Origin of the sequence: Cerasicoccus sp. TK19100 (assembly GCF_027257155.1) — a bacterium.
Lineage (GTDB): Bacteria > Verrucomicrobiota > Verrucomicrobiia > Opitutales > Cerasicoccaceae > Cerasicoccus > Cerasicoccus fimbriatus.
In genome coordinates, this window is record NZ_JAPWDU010000005.1 from 74,006 (window position 1) to 92,578 (window position 18,573).

Below are 18,573 nucleotides of genomic sequence, written 5' to 3' on the forward strand. Positions count from 1 at the left end.
TGATCGCATGTTACCTGAAGAATCACTTGGAGAGCTCTTTTACGCAAATCCACTGAACAGAGCCTCTGATTTGGATGGGTTTCAGTTTGAAGGTGATGCAGCGTCCAGCTTCCCTCTGAATCGGTGGCGACTGGAGGGGACGCGGGATCCGGGCGAGGGGCAGGCGGCGAATCTGGTGGCATGGTGTCCGCAGGAGTTTCCGGACGATGTATACATCAGCTGGAACTACCGCGCCGTGCAAGAGCCCGGGCTAAGCATACTGTTCTTTTCGGCCAAGGGGCGGCATGGCGAGGATGTGCTGGACCCATCCTTAGAGCCGCGTAATGGCCCCTACCAACAGTATCACTCAGGCGATATTAATGCGCTGCACGTGAGTTATTTCCGCCGTCGTTGGGAGACTGAGCGTGCGTTTACCACGTGCAATCTGCGGAAAAGCCATGGCTTTCATCTGGTAGCGCAAGGGGCTGATCCGATCCCGGGCGTCCCTGACCAGAAGGAGAGCTACCGCATTTGGTTAATCAAATCCGGTGCCCAGGTTCGCTTTGGGGTGGATGCGCTGGAGTGCTTCCGCTGGACCGATCCGGGGGATGCTTTCGGGCCAGTGCTCGGAGGCGGGAAAATCGGGTTTCGCCAGATGACCCCGCTCATCGCGGAATACTGGGACTTGAAGGTTCACCAGCTTAAGGAGCCGCTCAAGTGAACTCGTCGTGTAAGGTCGGGGCCTCGCGCCAGTGCCTTCGATCCACAGAAAATCCTAAATCATGCTCGAAGGCCCTGGCGGCAAGTGTGCGTATCTCAATGCTGTGGTAGACGAGCTTCCGCCGCTTCGCGTGATCGAATTTTAAAGCGGGAGATAAAGAAAATTAATATAGTGGCTTGACTTTGTTCAGGAAAATGAGACTCAGTCTAGTTTATCTGATCATGAGTCTCAACGAAATGACCACACACATTATTTATGGCACCGTCACCGGCAATGCGCAGGATTTGGCGGAACGCTTCTCCGACCAGTGCGACGCCAAGGGCGTAAAGCACACCCTGAACGCCGCGGAAGACTGGGATCTTTCGCGTTTCGCCGACGCCAAGCGCGTGGTGTTTATTTTCTCCACGTGGGGCGATGGTGAGCCGCCCGACGACGCCATCGAATTCTGCGAAGCCCTTTACGAACAGAAAATCGAAGTGGCCCACCTCGAATATTATGTGGTGGCCCTGGGCGACAGCGCTTATGATGATTTTTGCGGCTGCGGTCGCCAGCTTGATGAAGCACTGCAAAAGGGCGGAGCTAAGCCGCTGGCCGAGCGTGTGGAGCTGGATGTCGATTTCGACGAAGGCTTCGATGCCTGGATGGAGCGCTTTTTTGAGTCCAACCTGACTGTAGGGCAGGATGCGTAACGATCCGACCAAGTCGCGCGAGCCGAAGGAGCAGGCCGAAGAGGCTTGCCCTCATTGCCGCGTCGAAATGATCCACGCGGGTGAGCTGCACTGTCTGCCTGATGAGATCCTGGCCGAGGCCAACAAAGTCGGCCCCATGCTATGCTACGGGCGCAACCGCAATGCCATTCTCGGCTACTCCGGCTCGCTGCCTGTTATGCGGCCCGAAAGCGGTCTGCTGCGCGGTTCGTCGATGGAGACCTATCTCACGTTGGACGTCAACCAGTGGCATCAAATCTGCATCATGCAGGAGCGCTCCCTGCATTGCGGGGACCTGATCGGGCTGGAGGCTTTCGATGCCGAGCAAAGCGCGCTGTTTCGCATGGCGGTGGCCCCCGATTCGGATGCCGAAGTATGGGAGGAGCTGACCCGCACTTTTTACCGGCGTGACTTGGAGCTGGAACAGGTGAGAAACTTCGGGCGTATTGCTTCGTTGACGCCAGAAACGCACCAACACCAGCGTGGGCCGTCGGTAGATTTGACCCATAGTGAGCTGCGTTGCGAGCCGCTCTCAATCAGTAATGGCTTCCCCGTGGACTTCGAGATGGGCTTTGCCGGGGGTGAATTCCTGGCGCGTGCGATTTTCTCGGAAATTGTTGAAGAGCGTCAAAACGTCGTGGTCAGCATTGCTGGTGCCTTTGGTTACCTGAGCGTTTCCATGCAGCCTTGCTGCCTGGAGGCAATCCAGAGAGGTTGGCTATTCATTGGCGGGGAGGGGCGGGCGCTGCGACTGAATGCACAGGCGGTGATCTCCTATTGGATCGGCTACGCCTCACTGGGTGACCGCGACTTCAGCTACCTCGAAGCGCTCGATTGCTATGGCGATCTCATGTTCCGGCTGACTTCGGAAAACGCACAGAGCTACCGTTATTGGCAGGCGCTGGCCCGTAGCACCCAGCTTTAAGATACTGAGATTTCTTTTCAGAAGCCTGCGACTGCATATCATTAACAGGTAGGGGTTTACGCGTTCTTTAGCTTTTATTTTCCGGTATCCGTGCTAGAGTTATTCACAACAACTCAACGGATAAGTATTATGGAATCAACAGCCACACACACTAAGACATGCAGCGCATGCGCATACTGGAAGGAAACCACATCGGGCGAAGGCGAATGTCGCGTTCGTTCTCCCCAAGCCATCGTTTTTAAGGTGGATGCGGGCACGCAGTTCGAGAGCCGTTTCCCGGAAACCAAGGCCAGTGATTGGTGCGGTGAGTTCTCCGCCAAGTAAGCAAAATCGCTAATTTTCAATACAAGCCCGGCTGATATGCGTCGCCGGGCTTTTTCTTTGCGAAAATAATGCTTGCGATTGAGTCGCATTTGCTCCAGTTTTCGTTTCATGGAACAAATACTGCCCATCTTGCCGGAATCCGTCGTGCTGCCGCTCTGCAAGCCCTTTAGTAAAGCGGCTGACAGCCTGCTGGACTTGTATGGGATGACGCAGAACCCGAGCTCGCCGAGCCAATGTGTGCAGTGCTTTTTCAAATTGCTCCATGTGTCTGATTCTCAATCGCAGATTGCCTTGCAGCCGCTGCGTAGCTGGATTGAGTCCAACATCGAAATTTCCATCCAAGCGGGTGACGCGCCTTCGGGCAGCTTCCCCGTATCGCTTGATCAAGGCGATCTGGAGGAGTTTTGCCACCGTGCGATGGAGCGCGTGCGCATGGACACCATGTCGCACAACCGCCCGATCGAGCTTACTTTCCGCTACAAGCCCAGCGCTGCTTGACCATGGCCGAGACCGCTCATTCGGATCCTGCCGACCGCTTGGCCGAATGGGAAACGCTCCTCAAACAAGCCGGCCACCGGATAACTATTCCGCGCCGCGTCATCCTGCAATCCGTGATGGAGCAGGGTGGGGCCTTTGATGCCGAGCAGCTCCTGGCCAGCGCCCGGCAGGTTGACGAGCTCATTTCCCTCGCGACGATTTACCGCACGATCAACGTACTCGAAGACTGCGACCTCGTGCGGCAAATCGATGGCGTCGGCGAAAAACAGCAGTACGAAGTCGGCTCCGGCGTCGATACTCAGGCATATCTGGTTTGCGACGAATGCGGAAAGACGATCCCACTGCACGACGATTGCCTGATACTGCGCGAGCGATTCATGATCAAGCAAATGGGCTACACGGTCCGCCAAGTCAACTTGCGCGTCCGTGTTTGCTGCGACGCCCATAGCGCGAATTAAAATGCACCAGCTATAGCCAACCGGCAACCCTATGGAGATTCCGCCTTGAACTAAGGCGGGAATTTTTTGTTAATGCATTCGTCGAATTTGCTTAACAAAAGAAAAACTTATGGTATGGTTTTTTGCTATAAGTTTTTGATATGAAAGCTGGGTTCCAGTCAATCGCATCACCAGAAGGCCAAGCGGACGCGCTTGATGTCCGGCGGAGCTGGCACCCCTTTACGCAGATGCAGGAGTATTGCAGCCTGCCTCGCGTGCAGATTGCCAGTGGTGAAGGCTGCTGGTTGACCGACGTTGATGGCAAGCGCTACCTGGATGCCAACGCCTCGATTTGGACGAATGTCCACGGGCACCAGGATGCGGATTTAAACAACGCCATCATCGAGCAGCTTGGCAAAGTCGCGCATTCGACTTACCTCGGGCTAGGGCACGAGCCGGGCTCGCTGCTCGCGGATAAGCTTTGCGAGCTCACCGGTCTCGACCGCGTATTTTATTCAGACAACGGCTCGAACGCCGTGGAGATCGCGCTGAAGTTGTCCTTTCAATATTTTCAGCTCACTGGGCAGCCGCAGCGCCGCCGCGTAATCGCGCTCTCCAACGCCTACCACGGCGACACCTTTGGCACGATGTCGTTGGGCGATTGTGGCGTGTTCCACCAGCGCTTTGATCCGTGGAAATTTCCCGTAGAGCGCATTCCTGCGCCGACTTGCGAGGAGTTTGGCGGAGAAGTTTTCTCCAGCGACATGGAGGAATCCCTCGCCGCGCTCGACGCCCACTTCGCGAACTTTGGCGATGAAGTTGCCGCGGTGATTCTGGAGCCGTGGGTGCAGGGCGCGGGCGGCATGCTGATGCAGCCGCGCGGATACCTCGCTGAGGTGCAGCGCCGCTGTCGCGAAAAGGGTGTCCACCTGATTCTGGACGAAGTTTTTGTCGGCTTTGGCCGCTGTGGTCCCATGCTGGTCGGCGAGTCCGAGGGCGTGACACCCGACTTCTACTGCTTGGCCAAGGGGCTGACGGCCGGCTACCTGCCGCTCGCCGCAACGGTCTCACGCGAGGAAATTTACCAGGCCTTCCTCGGCGAGTTCGGCGAATACAAGGCCTTCTTCCACGGCCACACGTTTACCGGCAATCCACTGGGCTGCGTCGTTGCGCTGAAGAGCATTGAAAAGCTTGAAACGCTAATCCATACCGGTCAACTGGCGGACACGATTGAGGCCTTTAATGAGTTTTACCGCGAACTGCGCGCCGAGCTGCCAGAGTCTTTTTCAATGCGCCAGCGCGGACTCGCCAGTGCGCTGGATTTGCCCGCGGGCGATGCCTCACTGCGCCGCGGCATGCACTTCTGCATCGCGCTGCGGGAAGCAGGCGTCCTCTTGCGTGCGCTGGGCGACAGTCTGTTGATTGTGCCGCCGTTGGTCATTAGCCGCGATGAAATCAATTTCCTTAAATCAGCCTTGCTCGATACTTTGCGATGCAAAGCTTACCTTTAATTTTTAATCTGCTCACTCTAATCTAACCAACAACACCATGACACTCGACGAAATACGCGAAATCTACAACCTGCCAATCACCACGCTGATGTTCCGCGCTCAGCAGGTTCACCAAAAATACCAAGACCCGGCCGGTGTGCAGCTTTGCACGCTGAAGTCGATTAAGACCGGCCGTTGCTCGGAAGACTGCGCCTACTGCCCGCAGTCCGCGCACAACAAGACCTTCGTCGAGCCGGAAGTGCTGCTCGATACGCCTACCATTCTCAAGGACGCTCAGGCCGCCAAGGCTGGCGGTGCTTCCCGCTTCTGCATGGGCGCTGCCTGGCGTCGCGTTTATAACACCTCGCAGTTCGATAACATTATCGAGACCGTGAAGGGCGTGAAAGACATCGGCCTCGAAGTTTGCTGCACGCTCGGCATGCTCGATGGCAATCAAGCCAAGCGCCTCAAGGAAGCCGGCTGCGATGTGTATAACCACAATCTCGACACTTCGCGCGAATACTATTCCAAGATCATCAGCACCCGTAGCTACGACGACCGCCTGCAAACGCTGCAGAACGTTCGCGAGGCTGGCATGGAAGTTTGCAGCGGCGGCATCCTTGGGATGGGCGAGTCCATCGATGACCGCTTGAAGCTCCTGAAGGAACTTGCCGACATGGACCCGCAGCCGGATTCCGTGCCGATCAATGCACTCGTCGCTGTGAAGGGCACGCCGCTCGAAGACCAGAAGTTCGTCGATAGTTTTGAGTTTGTGCGTATGATTGCCACTGCGCGCATTATCATGCCCAAGGCGATGGTGCGTCTGTCGGCTGGCCGCACCGAGATGAACGACGAGATGCAGGCGCTTTGCTACTTGGCTGGCGCGAACAGCATTTTCCTGGGTGATAAGCTGCTGACCACCGCGAACCCGAGTGCCACGGACGATCGTCAATTGCTCGACAAGCTTGGCCTGCACCCGCTCAATCCTGACGACGCGCGTGCGATTCATGCCGCAGCCGACGCCAAGGACCACGCGCACGAAGACCCCTTTGCCGAACACCTCGAAGAAGGCGCGGCTTACTGGGCGCACGCATGCGAAGGCGGCTGTGATCACGATCACGGTGCCGAGGCGCAACCCGAAGCGGAACCCGTCAAAGCCTAGCCTGCCATGCCCACGGTTTTTATTTCTGCAAATGACACCGGCGTCGGCAAGACGTGGGTGTCCGCCGCGATTGCACGGATGTTGGCCGGGCAGGGCGCGAGCGTGCAGAAAATAAAACCAGTGGAAACCGGCATCGCCCCAGGTGGTGCCGGCGATGCCGAATTCGTGGCCCAAGCTTTGCATTGCAAAGAAACTTTGCCGGGCAAAGCTACGGTCCACACGCTTCAGCGATACACCAAACCGATGGCACCGGTAGAAGCGGCTCAAGCCGATGGCGAGGAGTTGTCCTTCGATGCTTTAGTGCAAGGTGTGTTAGAAATGACTGTGGCTGACTGGCGCATCGTCGAGGGTGCCGGTGGCCTCAGCGTTCCGCTGGAGAGCGGCCCCGCACCACGTGATTGGGCAGACTTCGCCTTGGCGATTCAGGCGGATTATGTCGTGCTCGTGGTGGGCGACCGGCTGGGCGCGATCAACCAAGCGCGTCTGCTGGCGCACTATGCAAACGCCAAAGGCTTGCACGCCGGATGGTGGCTCAATGAGTCGCAGCTGGGGACGTCGGACGAGGTGCGACTCGTTAATGAAAACGTGCTGAGTGAGTTGGCGTTTCCGCTGTGGGCCTTGCAGGATTTCGAGATGCCACTGCCGCGCAAACTGGAGGCACCATGGTTGAAGCAATGAGCAGCTTGTGGCACCGCGTGGATGAGTCATTGGCGGAGCGCGACGCGAGCGGCTTACGTCGAACGCTGACTGCGCGCAGCGCGGAGTCCACGCTAATCGATCTATCGAACAACGATTACATGCGGCTGTCGCAGCACCCCGAGGTGATTGCAGCCGGGCAGGCAGCTATGGCGAAGTGGGGTGCGTCTGCTGCTGCGTCTCCGCTGATCTCTGGCTACACTGAGGCGCACGCGGAGCTCGAAGCGCGACTTTGCCAATGGGCGGGTTTTTCCAGTTGTTTGGTTTGGAACTCCGGCTATGCGGCCAATCAGGCGGTGTTGGGCCGGTTACCGCAGCGGGGGGACCTTGTGTTGGCCGACCGGTTGATTCACGCCAGCATGATCGAAGGTGTCCTGCACTCCGGTGCGCGATTGCAGCGTTACCAACACTTGGACCTCGGGCATCTGGAGTCACTGCTGGAGCAACACACCGGCGATGAGCGCGATGTATTCGTGTTGACCGAGTCCGTGTTTTCCATGGATGGGGACTACCCGGACCTCGCTGCGATGGCGGAGCTTAAAGCGCGTTACGGTTTTATTTGGATCGTCGATGAAGCGCATGCGATCGGTTGGTATGGTGCGAAGGGAAGTGGCTTGGTTGAGGAAGCCGGCGTCGCGGAGTTTGTCGATGTGTTGGTTGGAACTTTGGGCAAAGGGCTTGGTTCGATGGGTGCCTTTACTTTGTTTCGCAAAGTAGAGCTGCGCGAATACCTCATTAACTTTGCCAACGAGTTTATCTATTCCACCTACCTTGCTCCAGCCTCAGCCGCGGCGGCGAGTAAGGCCGTGGAAATTGCTGAGGCTATGACGGAAGAGCGGGTGCAATGGCGTCAGCGCTCCCGCGACTTTCGTAGTGCCATTGCGGAGGCACCCGACGGAGATTCGCCAATTGTGCCGGTGCTGCTAGGCCCGGCAGATAAAACAATGGCAGCCGCGCAGGAATTGCTGATGAGCGGTTTCCGTGTCGGCGCGGTGCGTCCACCAACCGTGCCTGCCAATAGCAGCCGCTTGAGAATCTCACTCAATACGGGTTTAACCGAGGGTCAACTTGAGCAACTTACGGCAGTGTTGCAGGAGGTCGCCCGATGAAGCACTGGATTTGGGTTGGTGGCTGGGGCCTGTCGTCGAGTGAGCAGCAATGCGCATTTGCTGAGCGCTGGCCGGAGTTTGAGCATACGGTATTGGTGCCCGATTCACTTTGCATCGCAGAGTTAGTTCGCTTTTGCCGCGAGTACGAGGTCGAGCGAATCGGGGGGTATTCACTTGGCGCTTTCCTGCTGCTGCGGGAGTATGCGCAATTGCCAGAGCTGCCGATTATGCTGCTGGCACCGATCTTGGATTTTAAGCGCGAAGCGTTGAAAGGCGGGCGTGTCGATGGTCGGCGTTTGTCGGTGTTGCTGCGCTGGCTGCGCCGTGATCCGCTGGCGGCACTTCAGGATTTTTATCAGCAGGCAGGCATTGCGCGAGATGCGTCTGAAGTGCTGCCCTATGATTTTGATGCGCTGTATTGGGGCATCGAGCAATTGGCCGGGCCGGGAGTCGAGCATTGGCGTCGTGACAACATTCGCGCCTGCGTTGGTGAGCGGGATCATTTGCTCGATGCGGTGCAGTTGCAGCAACGGTGGCCGGACCTGCTCATCTTGCCAGATGCAGGACATGACTTTAAGGAACTTCTGCAGGAGGTTGCGGTATGATGAGATTTGACGAGCGAGCCCACGTATATGCCCAGCATGCTCATGTGCAGCGGCAAATGGCGCAGTGGCTGGGCGAGTGGCTGGACGCAGTGATGTTTGTTGGTGATCGCGTGGTGGAATACGGTGCCGGAGAGGGGCTGTTTACGCAGATGTTGACCGGACGTTTGGCGGACATTACGGCGGTCGATCTCGCCCCGCGAATGGTGCAGCAGGGGGCGCAAAATGCACCGGATGCGCAGTGGCGGCAAGGCGATGCCTGGGCGGGAGTCGCGCTGGAGCCGACGGTGGATATCGTGGTGTCTTCGAGCGTGATGCAGTGGTGCCCGGACCCGGTTGAGATCTTGCGCGATTGGCGGAGCCGATTGCCCAGTGGGGCGCGCATGCTGCATGGTTTTTATATCGATCCGACCTTGATGGAGCTGCGTGGCTTGCAGGGTGAGGAGTCTGCGCCACTCAACTGGCTGACCGCTGAGCAATGGCGGAACGCCTTTATCGAGGCCGGATGGGAAATCGAGCGCATGGACCACGAAACGAAGCGAATAGTTTACCTGAATTCTCTGGAACTGCTGCGGAGCCTGCATGGGGTTGGCGCAGTGCGGCGCGGGCAAATGCGCGGGACGCGTTTGCGCCGCCTGATTCGTGACTATGATCAACGTTTTGCAAACGAAGGTGGCGGGGTCTATGCCAACTGGACTTTTTGCCGGGTGCAGGCGAAATCCTGATGCTTGCGTGCGCGCTATTTTTATCGTTAGTTTATCGCCGTGTCTCATACCCATCACCATGTAGCGAACATTGATTCGATTTTGGACAAACTGCGTGCGCACGGCATGCGCATCACCGCGACTCGTAAGCGGCTGACCAGTGTCTTGTGTGATGCCGGTACGCCGCTCTCGATTGAGGCGATTCACCAGCGGCTTGGCCCCAAAAGCTTTGACCTCGTTACGCTATATCGCTGCCTGGACGCCTTTGAGGAAGTCGGTGTCGTACAGGTGGTGCGCGACGAGCATGGCAAGGCGCTTTATGAACTGATTGATGCCGACCACGGGCACCACCACCATGTGATTTGCCGCAACTGTGGAAAAATTGAATGCCTGGACCATTGTGCGATTGCGCCGTTTGAAGCTGCCGCCAAGCGCCTGGGCTATGATGACTTAGCCCACCGGCTGGAGCTTTACGGGGTTTGTGCCGATTGCCGGACCTGATTTTGATACGCAGCCAACGCTTGCCAATCCATGCGCGATCGCCTGTATTCGCATGCAAAATTCGTGGTAATCAAAGTCATACATTTTCTTGGCCTGATCCTGGCCCGTAGTCCGGAGGTGCTTAGCCGTGCCTTGGCGGCAGCCCTGGGTGACTTGATTTACTTCCTGCCCACAAAGCGTCGGCGCAGTGTATTGGCTAATCTGCACCATGCGTTCCCGGAGATGACCGAGGGTGAGCGTCGCAGGATCGCGCGCACGAGCTGCCGGCGAACCATGGAGATGGGACTGTTCGTACTGGTCTCGCCTCATTTTTCCAAAAAGCAATTGATGGCGCGCTTTTCGATTGATGAGAACTTCGAGCGCGAGATTCAGCAAAATGCGGCAAAGCCCGAGCCGGCCGTCGTTATCGTGCCGCACCTTTGCCTGATGGAAAGCCTGACGATTTTGCCCGCGCTGACGGGGGGCTCATTCCCGGAAGTGGGCACGGTTTATCGCCCGCTTAAGCAGGCTGCGATTGAGGACTGGGTCCTGCGCACGCGCCAGCGTTTCGGTTTGCGGCTGCTATCGCGCAAGGAAGGCTTTGCCGAAGCGATACAGATGGTGCGCGACAATAAAGTGATCGGTATTTTATTTGACCAGAATGCGGGCAACATTGGCGTGCTGTCGACTTTTATGGGGCGTGTGTGTTCGACCACGGAGTTGCCCGGCATGCTCGCGGCGCGATACAAAACCCGCATTGGAGCCGTGTGGACGGAGCGCACGGGCTTCTGGCGCGGCGTGATAAAACTGGAGGAGTTGGCTAAGCCCTCGGAGTCGATTGATGTCGTTTTTGCCGCCAACCAATGGTTTGAGGGTAAGCTGCGCTCAGAGGAGAAATTTCGCACCGACTGGCTATGGCTACACGAGCGCTGGCGCACGCAGGATGAGCCGGAACGGCGGCTACAACTGAAGCATCGCCGCAATGCGCTGGAGGACGAAATGGCATGGCGCGGCTGGGAATCTCTCCCGAGGCAAACCCGCATTTGGATACGACTACCGAACTGGCTGGGAGACGTGATCATGGCCATGCCGTTGATCCGCGCCATTCGCGAGGGCCGACCGGATGCGGAGATCACGGTGCTGGCCCGCGGGCAGTTTCGTCCGTTGTTGGAAGCTTTTCCCATTGCCGATCGGCTGATTACTTTGCCGGACAAAGGTTCCTCTGGAGCGGGAAAGTTTTTCCGTGATCTCGCGCTCGAGTATCCCGACACACAAATACTTTTTACCAACTCATTCCGCGGTGATCATGAGGCCAAACGTATCGGCGCGCCGCAGCGGTTTGGCATTTTGCGACCAGGGAAACCGCGGCCGTTACTGACGCATCATTGGGAGCTGCCGGCGGGCTTTGATGAGGCAACCGTGCATCAAACGGAACTCTGGCGACAATTCCTGGCTGAGTTTGGTTTGAAGCAAAAACCGAATTTTGCTCCCTATACCGCGGCAGAACTAACGGGCGTAGTGGCACCCACTTCGCGCAACACGATTGGCCTTATCTGCGGCACGGAAAACGAACCCGCCAAGCGTTGGCCGGTCTCGCACTGGCGGGCGCTGATTGAAAAATTTCCCGATGAGCATTTCACGCTTTTTGGCACGGCTAACGACCGGGCGATCACGAATGAAGTGGCGAGTGGTTTTGATGAGTCTCGCGTGATAAACCGTGCAGGCAAAACGAACCTGATGGAGTTCGCCAGCGAGCTGTTGGCCTGCCGCGTGTTGGTGACGAATGATACCGGCGGCATGCATTTGGCCAACGCGCTTGGTGTACCGGTGATCGTCGTTTTTGGCCCAACCAATCCGATACGAACGGGACCATGTTTTGACGCACCACGGGTTTTGCTGCAGCCGCCAAATTGCGCGCCAACGGGTGGTGGCGATATTAGCCAGGTTACGCCCGAAGTAGTGGGTGATTCGCTCACGACATTCCTTCAGGAGAGCGCTGCCCATGCTTGAACGCGATCGCCAGTTTATGCTTTTTGGGTTGTCGCCCGATCGCTATAGCCGTCGCGGTGTCTGGTTGTTTTTTGCAATATGGTTTGGCGCACTGCTTTTTGCGGGGTTATTTGCACCGATAGTATACTACGGCTTCTCGTTGATGGCCGAAGGGAATCCCGACGGCGTCGCGGCAGGACTCGTTGCGCGAAGCTTTGACAAGTTTGTGGATCGTTGTCGCTATCTGCCGATTTTGTTCCTTCTGCCTTGGTTGATGATTGTAGTGGGGCTGTTGGGCCGATCGGCAGGCTTTCTCAAAGCTAACGATTTAAAAGGAAGGCCCGGGAGTCTGCGATGGTTCTTCGGCAGCTGCATATTGGGTGTGGCCATGGCTGCATTGTTAATCACGTTGCAGCTGATATTCACTTGGTATTGGCCGGGTGAGGTATCGACGACCGGTGGTTGGCTCAAGGTTATTGGTGGTGCTGCGCTAAGTGCGATCCTGTTGGGCCTTATTGAAGAGGTGCTCTTTCGTAGTCTGATCTTTAGGATTTTCTATACGGGGTTTCGGCCAAAGGTCGCTATCGTGCTTTCTTCGATGATCTATGCGTATTTGCACTTTAGAGCCCCGGGAGAAATGTTGGCCGGACCCAATGCGAATCCTGGCTTTGTTGCGGGCTTGCAAATCGCGGGACTCAACGCAGCGGGTGCTTTTTTAAATTTTAACATTATCGAGTTTGCCAACTATACATCGCTCGGCGCGCTATTGAGTGTGCTGTATCTGCGCTCGCGGACTCTGTGGGCACCAGTGGGGCTGCATGTAGGCATTGTATTCATCATGCTCACCTATCAGCGGAGCGTCTGGGTTTTTTCCGATGAACTGCGTTGGATCTTTGCCGGAGGAGGACTAACCGACGGCATTTTACCGCTGATACTCACGCTGGCGTTGACGTTTGTTTTCGCTCTTCGCTTGCCGGTTTCCCGCAGATGACAGCGCCTAGAATTATTCACTGTATCGGAGACAGCCATGTCGCATTTTTCTCCGGTTCCAATTCTACCTGGATTGAGAATGGGGAGGATCGCGCCTGGGAATGCTTTCGGGCTTACCACTTGGGGCCGGTTTTGGCGTATAATTTGCCATCGACGAACACCACGACCAAGGGGCGTGAAAAGTTGTTTTATCTTTTAGACAATCACATTACCCCTGGTAGCTGGGTGATGACGGTTTTTGGCGAAATTGATTGTCGGGCACATTTGTTGAAACAAGCGGAGAAGAAGCAACTACCGATAGAGGATGTGACTGCGGCCTGTGTGCAAAGGTATTTTTCTGTCGTGCAGGAGATTGAGAGTAGGGATTATCATGTCATCGTTTATAACTCCATTCCGTCACTTCCGCTGCATGGAGATGAGCAGACCGGGCAGGCCAACTGCTATCCGGTATATCGATCTCAAGCTGAACGAAACGAGGCAGTGCAGGCTTTTAATTTTCAGATGTGCGAGCTTTGCTCAGAGCATGGTATAAAGTTTCTGAATACCTATGACAAGATTGTCGATGCTACTGGGCGACCCAACGGCGATCTATATTGTGACGAGATACATCTGGGCCAAAAAGCAATGCCGTTTACTTTTGACGCATTGAAGGAAATGTTTGGCGATTGGGAATTTGACCGCAATGCAAAGCCCAACGTTCCTTTAGCGACCGAAAATAAGACGAGCTATAACAAGCATGGCAATGCGATTAGCCGTATGCGGTCGAAGCTGGCAAATGTCGGCGAAGCGATTCACCCGCGCTCGCTTCAGGCTATTATTCGCGGTTCGAGCTCCGAGGAATTAAAGGCGATCCGGCGATCCTTGAGACCGGTTCCGCCAACAACGGAGGCTCAGATTCGCGTCCTTTCGGAAGTGTGCTCGAAGTATCGATGCAAGAATTATGTCGAAACGCAGTGCGATGACGGTGACCGGTTGGACGCATTTTCCAAGACACTCGCGCGCTGCTTCTCCATCGAGTCAAGGATGGATGCCTATCTATCGGCATGCTTACGATTCGAAGGCGTTGATGGCGCAACCGTGGTCCATCGTAAGGTTGCGTCTGGCATGGAGGGCATTTTATCCGAGCTCACTGAGCGAACATTGTTTTTTCTCTTGGATAATGAGCACTCACTGCCTGAGGCATCGGCACCAATCGAATATTTGCTTTCCCAACTTTGCCATTACTCATCAGCAGGGCATTGTATCGTAATCAACCATGCCGGGCGTTTTGGCCGTTCGCGCAATCTACCTTCTTTGCGCGTACTCAGAAAACTCGTGCAACCACACTTTTCGGGTTGGGAGATTCGAGATAATTTAATCATTATAACACCATGAAAACCCTTCGCCGCTTTAAGCCTTATTTTCCCATGTTCAAGCCTGTCGGGGGTGAGCTGGTCGTGGCCCTGGTGTGCGGCCTAATTGCTGGTGCCCTGGGTGGAGCAGGCATCCCGGTTATTCTTTATAAGATTGTGCCGGTGGTGTTTGAGGATCGCAACCTGACCACGACTGACCTTTGGTTTTATTGCCTGCTGCCGGCCATGGTCATGGGGGGGCGTGGGCTGACGACGTTTTTCAGCAACTACTATTTAGCTTACTGTGGCCAAACGGTGCTGGAGAAAATTCGTATCAATCTCTTTGCCAAACTGCAGCGTTTGCCGTTGAGCTTTTACCATAAGAATCCTCCGGGCGAACTGGTCTCTCGAGCGATGTCGGACTCCAACGTCGTTCAGCAAAGCATCATCACGATCACGCAAGAGGTCATTCGGCAACCGGCGACACTGGTCTTTGCAATCGGCATGCTGGCCTTCCTCTCGATGAAGCATGAGCAGGTGATTTACCTGATGATCTTTATGGTCGCGATTCCGGTTTGCATCGTCCCGGTTCAGATGATCGGCAAGAAGATGAAGAAAAAGGCGTCTTCTTTGCAGTTTGAGTTGGCTGATGCCACGAATCGAATTTGCGAAAACCTTGAAGCCACGCAGGAGATTCGCGCCTACAATTTGGAAGAGCGCGAAAATGAAAAATTTACCCAATCGGCGTCGCGGGTATTTACAGGCTTCATGAAGTTGGCGAAATACAACACACTTATTTCGCCGATTATTGAGTTTATTGGTGCGCTGGGCGTTGGTGTCGGCCTTTACTACACCTACAAAAGCCAGATCGATGAAGGTGCGTTTACGGCTCTGTTGGCGGCGCTCTACATGTGCTACGAACCGGTTAAGCGGCTGGGGCGACTCAACAACAGTATGCAGGCGGGCATTGCGTCTTTGGAGCGCATTGAGCACATATTGGATGAGGACGAGGTCATACATGATCCCGAATCGCCAAAGAATTTTCCCGCAGTGGTTACCGGGCAAATTACTTTCGATAACGTCTCGTTTGCGTATGCGGACGAACCGGTCCTGCGTGGGGTTTCGATGAGCATCGAAGCCGGAAAAACCTATGCGCTTGTGGGACCCAGCGGTGCGGGTAAGACGACATTTGCGAACCTGATTTTGCGCTACTACGACGTCACCGATGGAGCTGTCCGGGTCGAGGGAATCGATGTTCGGGACTTGCGTCAAAACGAACTGCGCTCGCAGATTTCGGTGGTCGCGCAAAGTCCGGTGCTGTTCAACGACAGCATTGCTGGCAATATCGCGGTCGGTGCTCCAGACGCCACGCAGAGCATGATTGAGGACGCTGCTCGGCAAGCCTATGCGCATGATTTTATCATGGCGATGCCTGATGGCTATAAGACGCAGGTCGGGCCCAGTGGCGCGCGTTTGAGCGGCGGTCAGCGTCAACGCATCGCACTGGCAAGGGCCTTCCTGAAGAAGGCCCCCATTCTGATTCTCGACGAGGCCACCTCTGCGCTCGACGCCGAGAGTGAGCGCTATATCCAACTGGCCATGGAGCGCTTGTCGGAGAAGAAAACAGTGATCGTCATCGCGCACCGATTCAGCTCGATTCAACGGGCAGACGAGATCCTGGTCTTTCAGCAGGGGCAAATTGTCGACCAAGGTTCGCACAGTGAACTGCTGTCGCGCGATGGCCTTTATAAAAATCTCTACATAGCACAAGGCGGTGAGGCCTAAGCGGACTATTTCTTATCGTCGTCTTCTTTGGGAAACTCTTGCTGCGAAAGTCCGGCGATTTCGATGTCGGGATGCTCTTTACGCAATGCCTTTAGTTGCTTTGGAGCGATGTCGATTCCGTGAAGGTAAAGTTCGGTTAAGGCAGGTAATTCTAAGGCGACCTTCAGGCCTGGTTCCTTGATCTGTGTGCCGCTGATATTGAGGTAGCTCAGTTGTTTGAGTTCCTTTAGCTTGGACAGGTCGGCGTCGGTCACGTTGCTATTTTCCAAGTGCAGGCGCTGGAGCTTGGGGAAGTCTTTTAGTTGCGCGTAAAACTCCGGCGGCCACTCCTGGTTGCCGGCATTGAGCCAGGTAAGCTTGTTGGCCAATGGTATTAACTTTGTCATGCAAAGTGACCAGTCGGGTGCCTCCATTTGGCTGAGGTTGACCAGCACTGTGCCGTCGCCCCACGGGGTGAAGTCTGCCGCCGCCCCCGTTTCGCGAAGTTCGTCAAGCTGCTTGATTGTCTTCGGGTCCAAGGTTGCTTCACTATCGGACGATTCGCCGGGAAACTGTCCGCCAGCTTCGATCCACGAGCGCAGGGTTTCCAACTGTTCGGCTGTCAGTGGCGTGCGTTTGCCCGGAGGCATGGCACCCTCGGCACCCCGGGGAAGCTCGGCGCGAATGATCAGCTCACTCTCGTCAGGTTTGCCGGCGACAATGCCTGGTTTATGGCTGTCACCTCCGGCGCGCGCTAAGCGCGGCACGTCGATACGGTAGCCGCCTTTACGCTTGTTCAGGCCATGGCACTCGATGCAATTGTTTTCAAGAATGGTATAAGCTTCGACGGCGTAGGGATTGCTGGGAGGAGCCTCACTTTGCGGTAGAGAGTTACTTTGCGTTGCAGAGTCTTTGGGGATGGTTCGCATGGTCGGCAGCGCTTCATCCAGCACGCCCTCGCCATGGGTGATGACGGCTCCGTAGTGTCCGGTTACAACCAGTGCGACAAACGCAAAAGTAAGGCTGACGGCATAGAGTCCGGCGGCAGCGTTGTTCGGGCGCCAGCGGCTCCACCAAAACATCAGCGTTGCCGCACCGAGAAAATAGACGAATATCAGGCCCATCTTCCTGTGCTCAGCCACCGTTTCCGGGCTGAAATCCGTGTCCGCCAATGCGATGCCGAGACGCACGGTTAAAATGCTGAACAACAGGCATAGCGGCAGCAGCACGCCGAGTGCCGTGTTGTAGGCTTCCTGATGCTTGTCGCGCGAGAGGCCGACTTCGAGCGCTAGGATGCCAACGAACAGCCCGATCGGGATGTGGAGCAATACGAGGTGCAGGGCACCGTAGGTATCCCAGCTCATTTAGAACAGCATGCGCAGCGGCTCACCCTTGTCGGCGAGCGTGAAGGGGCGTCCGCTGGGAGACATGACCACCTGTTCCACGGGCAGGCCGAGGGAGTAGGCAATGGTCGCGTTGAAGTCTGGAATGGTGACGGCTTTTTCGGCAACTTCGCCGCCGCGCTCGTCAGTGGCACCAAACACTTGTCCGCCCTGCACACCACCGCCCGCGAGCAGGCAAGTGAATGCGGCGGGGTGGTGGTCGCGACCTGAGTTGCGGTTGATACCCGGGCTGCGGCCAAACTCGGTGGCGACGACGATCAAGGTCTCGTCGAGCATGCCACGCCAGTAAAGGTCGTCGATCAGCGCGGAGAGCACTTGGTCAATTTCGTAGGCGAGGGCTTCGACTTGGTTGTGGTTGTCGTTATGTGTGTCCCACCCGCCGCGATTTACCTCCACATAGCGCACGCCATTTTCGACGAGGCGGCGCGCAAGTAGACAGCCTTTGCCAAATTGAGAATTTCCATAGCGCTCGCGCACATGGGCGGGCTCCTTGCGCAGGTCAAAGGCGGCAAGATCTTCGCTGGTCATCAGCTTGATCGCCTCCTCATACATGTCGCCATAGGAGGCGATTTGCTTGCTGTTGTATTTCTGGTGAAAGCTGAGGTCCATCAGTTCGGCTAGCGCGAGGCGCTCCTGCAGCTCGGTGTCATCGACGCGGTGGTGCTGCTTGATGTGGCGGAGTCCCTTGTCGGGATTACCAATGAATAGCGGGGCGTAACGCTTTTCCAGGAAACCTTCGCGGCCGGGCATTTGCGCGCTGCCACCGATGCGGACGTTGCCCGGGAGCGTGGTGTTCGTCTTGCCCGACATGTTCATTAGCCAGGCACCGAGGCCCGGGTGCTGAATCGTGCCGCGCGGCGCATAGCTGGTGCGCATGTAATAGGTGCCCGATTCGTGTGCGCCCTGGGTGGATGTCATTGAGCGGATCAGCGCAAGGTGGTTCATCCGCTGAGCGAGACCGGGAAGCCATTCGCCGACTTGGATGCCCGCGACATTGGTTGGGATGACGTTTACCGGGCCATACTGGGAGTCAGACTGCGGCTTCGGGTCGAACGTGTCGAGGTGGCTCATCCCGCCCGCGAGGTAAATATAAATCACGTTGCGCGCATGGGGGCGACCGGCCTTTGCGGCGGCGACATTGGCCCACAGCGGATTGTTGGCCGCGGAGGCTAAACCCACGCCGAGCAGTGCGCGGGCGGTGTAGTTGAGAAACTTCCGGCGCGAAAGGTCATCGAGTTTTTTCAGGTCGTCGTCCATGGTGC

General features: G+C 56.3%; 18 protein-coding genes and 1 pseudogene. 17 read left to right on the forward strand and 2 right to left on the reverse strand.

Translation table 11 applies throughout. From position 1 onward, the window contains the following. The first annotated feature begins 7 nt into the window (after positions 1 to 7). The 17 genes and pseudogenes from O3S85_RS12985 (at position 8) to O3S85_RS13065 (ending at position 15,929) form a co-directional block, all read left to right on the forward strand. A complete protein-coding gene (locus O3S85_RS12985) occupies positions 8 to 700 on the forward strand; it encodes a DUF1961 family protein (RefSeq protein WP_269540852.1) in 693 nt (230 codons plus the stop codon). A 221-nt stretch (positions 701 to 921) separates the two neighbouring features. Then, the gene (locus O3S85_RS12990; RefSeq protein ID WP_269540853.1) at positions 922 to 1,389 is read left to right on the forward strand and encodes a flavodoxin domain-containing protein; all 468 of its coding nucleotides are present in this window, start codon (positions 922 to 924) and stop codon (positions 1,387 to 1,389) included. Further along, positions 1,382 to 2,332: a hypothetical protein gene (locus O3S85_RS12995; protein WP_269540854.1), complete on the forward strand. Its 951-nt coding sequence runs from the start codon at positions 1,382 to 1,384 to the stop codon at positions 2,330 to 2,332. Before O3S85_RS12990 ends, O3S85_RS12995 begins: the two co-directional genes overlap by 8 nt. Before the next feature lie 129 nt (positions 2,333 to 2,461). Further along, positions 2,462 to 2,656, forward strand: coding sequence for a hypothetical protein (locus O3S85_RS13000; RefSeq protein WP_269540855.1), 195 nt, complete (start codon positions 2,462 to 2,464; stop codon positions 2,654 to 2,656). 108 nt (positions 2,657 to 2,764) lie between these two features. After that, complete coding sequence (locus O3S85_RS13005; protein WP_269540856.1) at positions 2,765 to 3,154, forward strand: hypothetical protein; 390 nt, start codon at positions 2,765 to 2,767, stop codon at positions 3,152 to 3,154. Positions 3,155 to 3,156: 2 nt separating this feature from the next. Further along, on the forward strand, positions 3,157 to 3,612 hold the full coding sequence (locus O3S85_RS13010) for a Fur family transcriptional regulator (RefSeq protein ID WP_269540857.1): 456 nt from the start codon (positions 3,157 to 3,159) through the stop codon (positions 3,610 to 3,612). 140 nt (positions 3,613 to 3,752) lie between these two features. Beyond that, positions 3,753 to 5,102 (forward strand): adenosylmethionine--8-amino-7-oxononanoate transaminase, encoded by a 1,350-nt coding sequence (gene bioA / locus O3S85_RS13015; RefSeq protein WP_269540858.1) that lies wholly within the window; start codon positions 3,753 to 3,755, stop codon positions 5,100 to 5,102. A 37-nt stretch (positions 5,103 to 5,139) separates the two neighbouring features. Then, a pseudogene (bioB, locus tag O3S85_RS13020) lies at positions 5,140 to 6,060 on the forward strand (biotin synthase BioB); the annotation flags it as partial. Between the two features lie 189 nt (positions 6,061 to 6,249). Further along, positions 6,250 to 6,921 carry a dethiobiotin synthase gene (gene bioD / locus O3S85_RS13025; protein ID WP_269540860.1) on the forward strand — a complete coding sequence of 224 codons (672 nt, stop codon included), beginning with the start codon at positions 6,250 to 6,252 and terminating at the stop codon, positions 6,919 to 6,921. Next, positions 6,918 to 8,048 carry an aminotransferase class I/II-fold pyridoxal phosphate-dependent enzyme gene (locus O3S85_RS13030; RefSeq protein ID WP_269540861.1) on the forward strand — a complete coding sequence of 377 codons (1,131 nt, stop codon included), beginning with the start codon at positions 6,918 to 6,920 and terminating at the stop codon, positions 8,046 to 8,048. Before bioD ends, O3S85_RS13030 begins: the two co-directional genes overlap by 4 nt. Then, the gene (locus O3S85_RS13035; protein ID WP_269540862.1) at positions 8,045 to 8,653 is read left to right on the forward strand and encodes a hypothetical protein; all 609 of its coding nucleotides are present in this window, start codon (positions 8,045 to 8,047) and stop codon (positions 8,651 to 8,653) included. Before O3S85_RS13030 ends, O3S85_RS13035 begins: the two co-directional genes overlap by 4 nt. Further along, complete coding sequence (locus O3S85_RS13040) at positions 8,650 to 9,375, forward strand: methyltransferase domain-containing protein (protein WP_269540864.1); 726 nt, start codon at positions 8,650 to 8,652, stop codon at positions 9,373 to 9,375. The genes O3S85_RS13035 and O3S85_RS13040 overlap by 4 nt, the downstream gene beginning before the upstream one ends. Before the next feature lie 39 nt (positions 9,376 to 9,414). Beyond that, positions 9,415 to 9,855, forward strand: coding sequence for a Fur family transcriptional regulator (locus tag O3S85_RS13045; RefSeq protein ID WP_269540865.1), 441 nt, complete (start codon positions 9,415 to 9,417; stop codon positions 9,853 to 9,855). Between the two features lie 30 nt (positions 9,856 to 9,885). Continuing rightward, positions 9,886 to 11,844, forward strand: a complete 1,959-nt coding sequence (locus tag O3S85_RS13050; RefSeq protein WP_269540868.1) for an LpxL/LpxP family acyltransferase — start codon at positions 9,886 to 9,888, stop codon at positions 11,842 to 11,844. Beyond that, complete coding sequence (locus tag O3S85_RS13055) at positions 11,837 to 12,814, forward strand: CPBP family intramembrane glutamic endopeptidase (RefSeq protein ID WP_269540871.1); 978 nt, start codon at positions 11,837 to 11,839, stop codon at positions 12,812 to 12,814. The genes O3S85_RS13050 and O3S85_RS13055 overlap by 8 nt, the downstream gene beginning before the upstream one ends. Beyond that, positions 12,811 to 14,187 carry an SGNH/GDSL hydrolase family protein gene (locus O3S85_RS13060; protein ID WP_269540872.1) on the forward strand — a complete coding sequence of 459 codons (1,377 nt, stop codon included), beginning with the start codon at positions 12,811 to 12,813 and terminating at the stop codon, positions 14,185 to 14,187. The genes O3S85_RS13055 and O3S85_RS13060 overlap by 4 nt, the downstream gene beginning before the upstream one ends. Further along, on the forward strand, positions 14,184 to 15,929 hold the full coding sequence (locus O3S85_RS13065) for an ABC transporter ATP-binding protein (protein ID WP_269540873.1): 1,746 nt from the start codon (positions 14,184 to 14,186) through the stop codon (positions 15,927 to 15,929). The genes O3S85_RS13060 and O3S85_RS13065 overlap by 4 nt, the downstream gene beginning before the upstream one ends. 5 nt (positions 15,930 to 15,934) lie before the next feature. Here the strand turns inward: O3S85_RS13065 and O3S85_RS13070 are convergent, their stop codons facing one another. Together O3S85_RS13070 and O3S85_RS13075 are read right to left on the reverse strand one after the other, a co-directional pair. Further along, positions 15,935 to 17,272, reverse strand: coding sequence for a c-type cytochrome domain-containing protein (locus O3S85_RS13070; RefSeq protein ID WP_269540874.1), 1,338 nt, complete (start codon positions 17,270 to 17,272; stop codon positions 15,935 to 15,937). Next, on the reverse strand, positions 17,273 to 18,568 hold the full coding sequence (locus O3S85_RS13075; protein WP_269540875.1) for a DUF1501 domain-containing protein: 1,296 nt from the start codon (positions 18,566 to 18,568) through the stop codon (positions 17,273 to 17,275). Between the last annotated feature and the right edge of the window lie 5 nt (positions 18,569 to 18,573).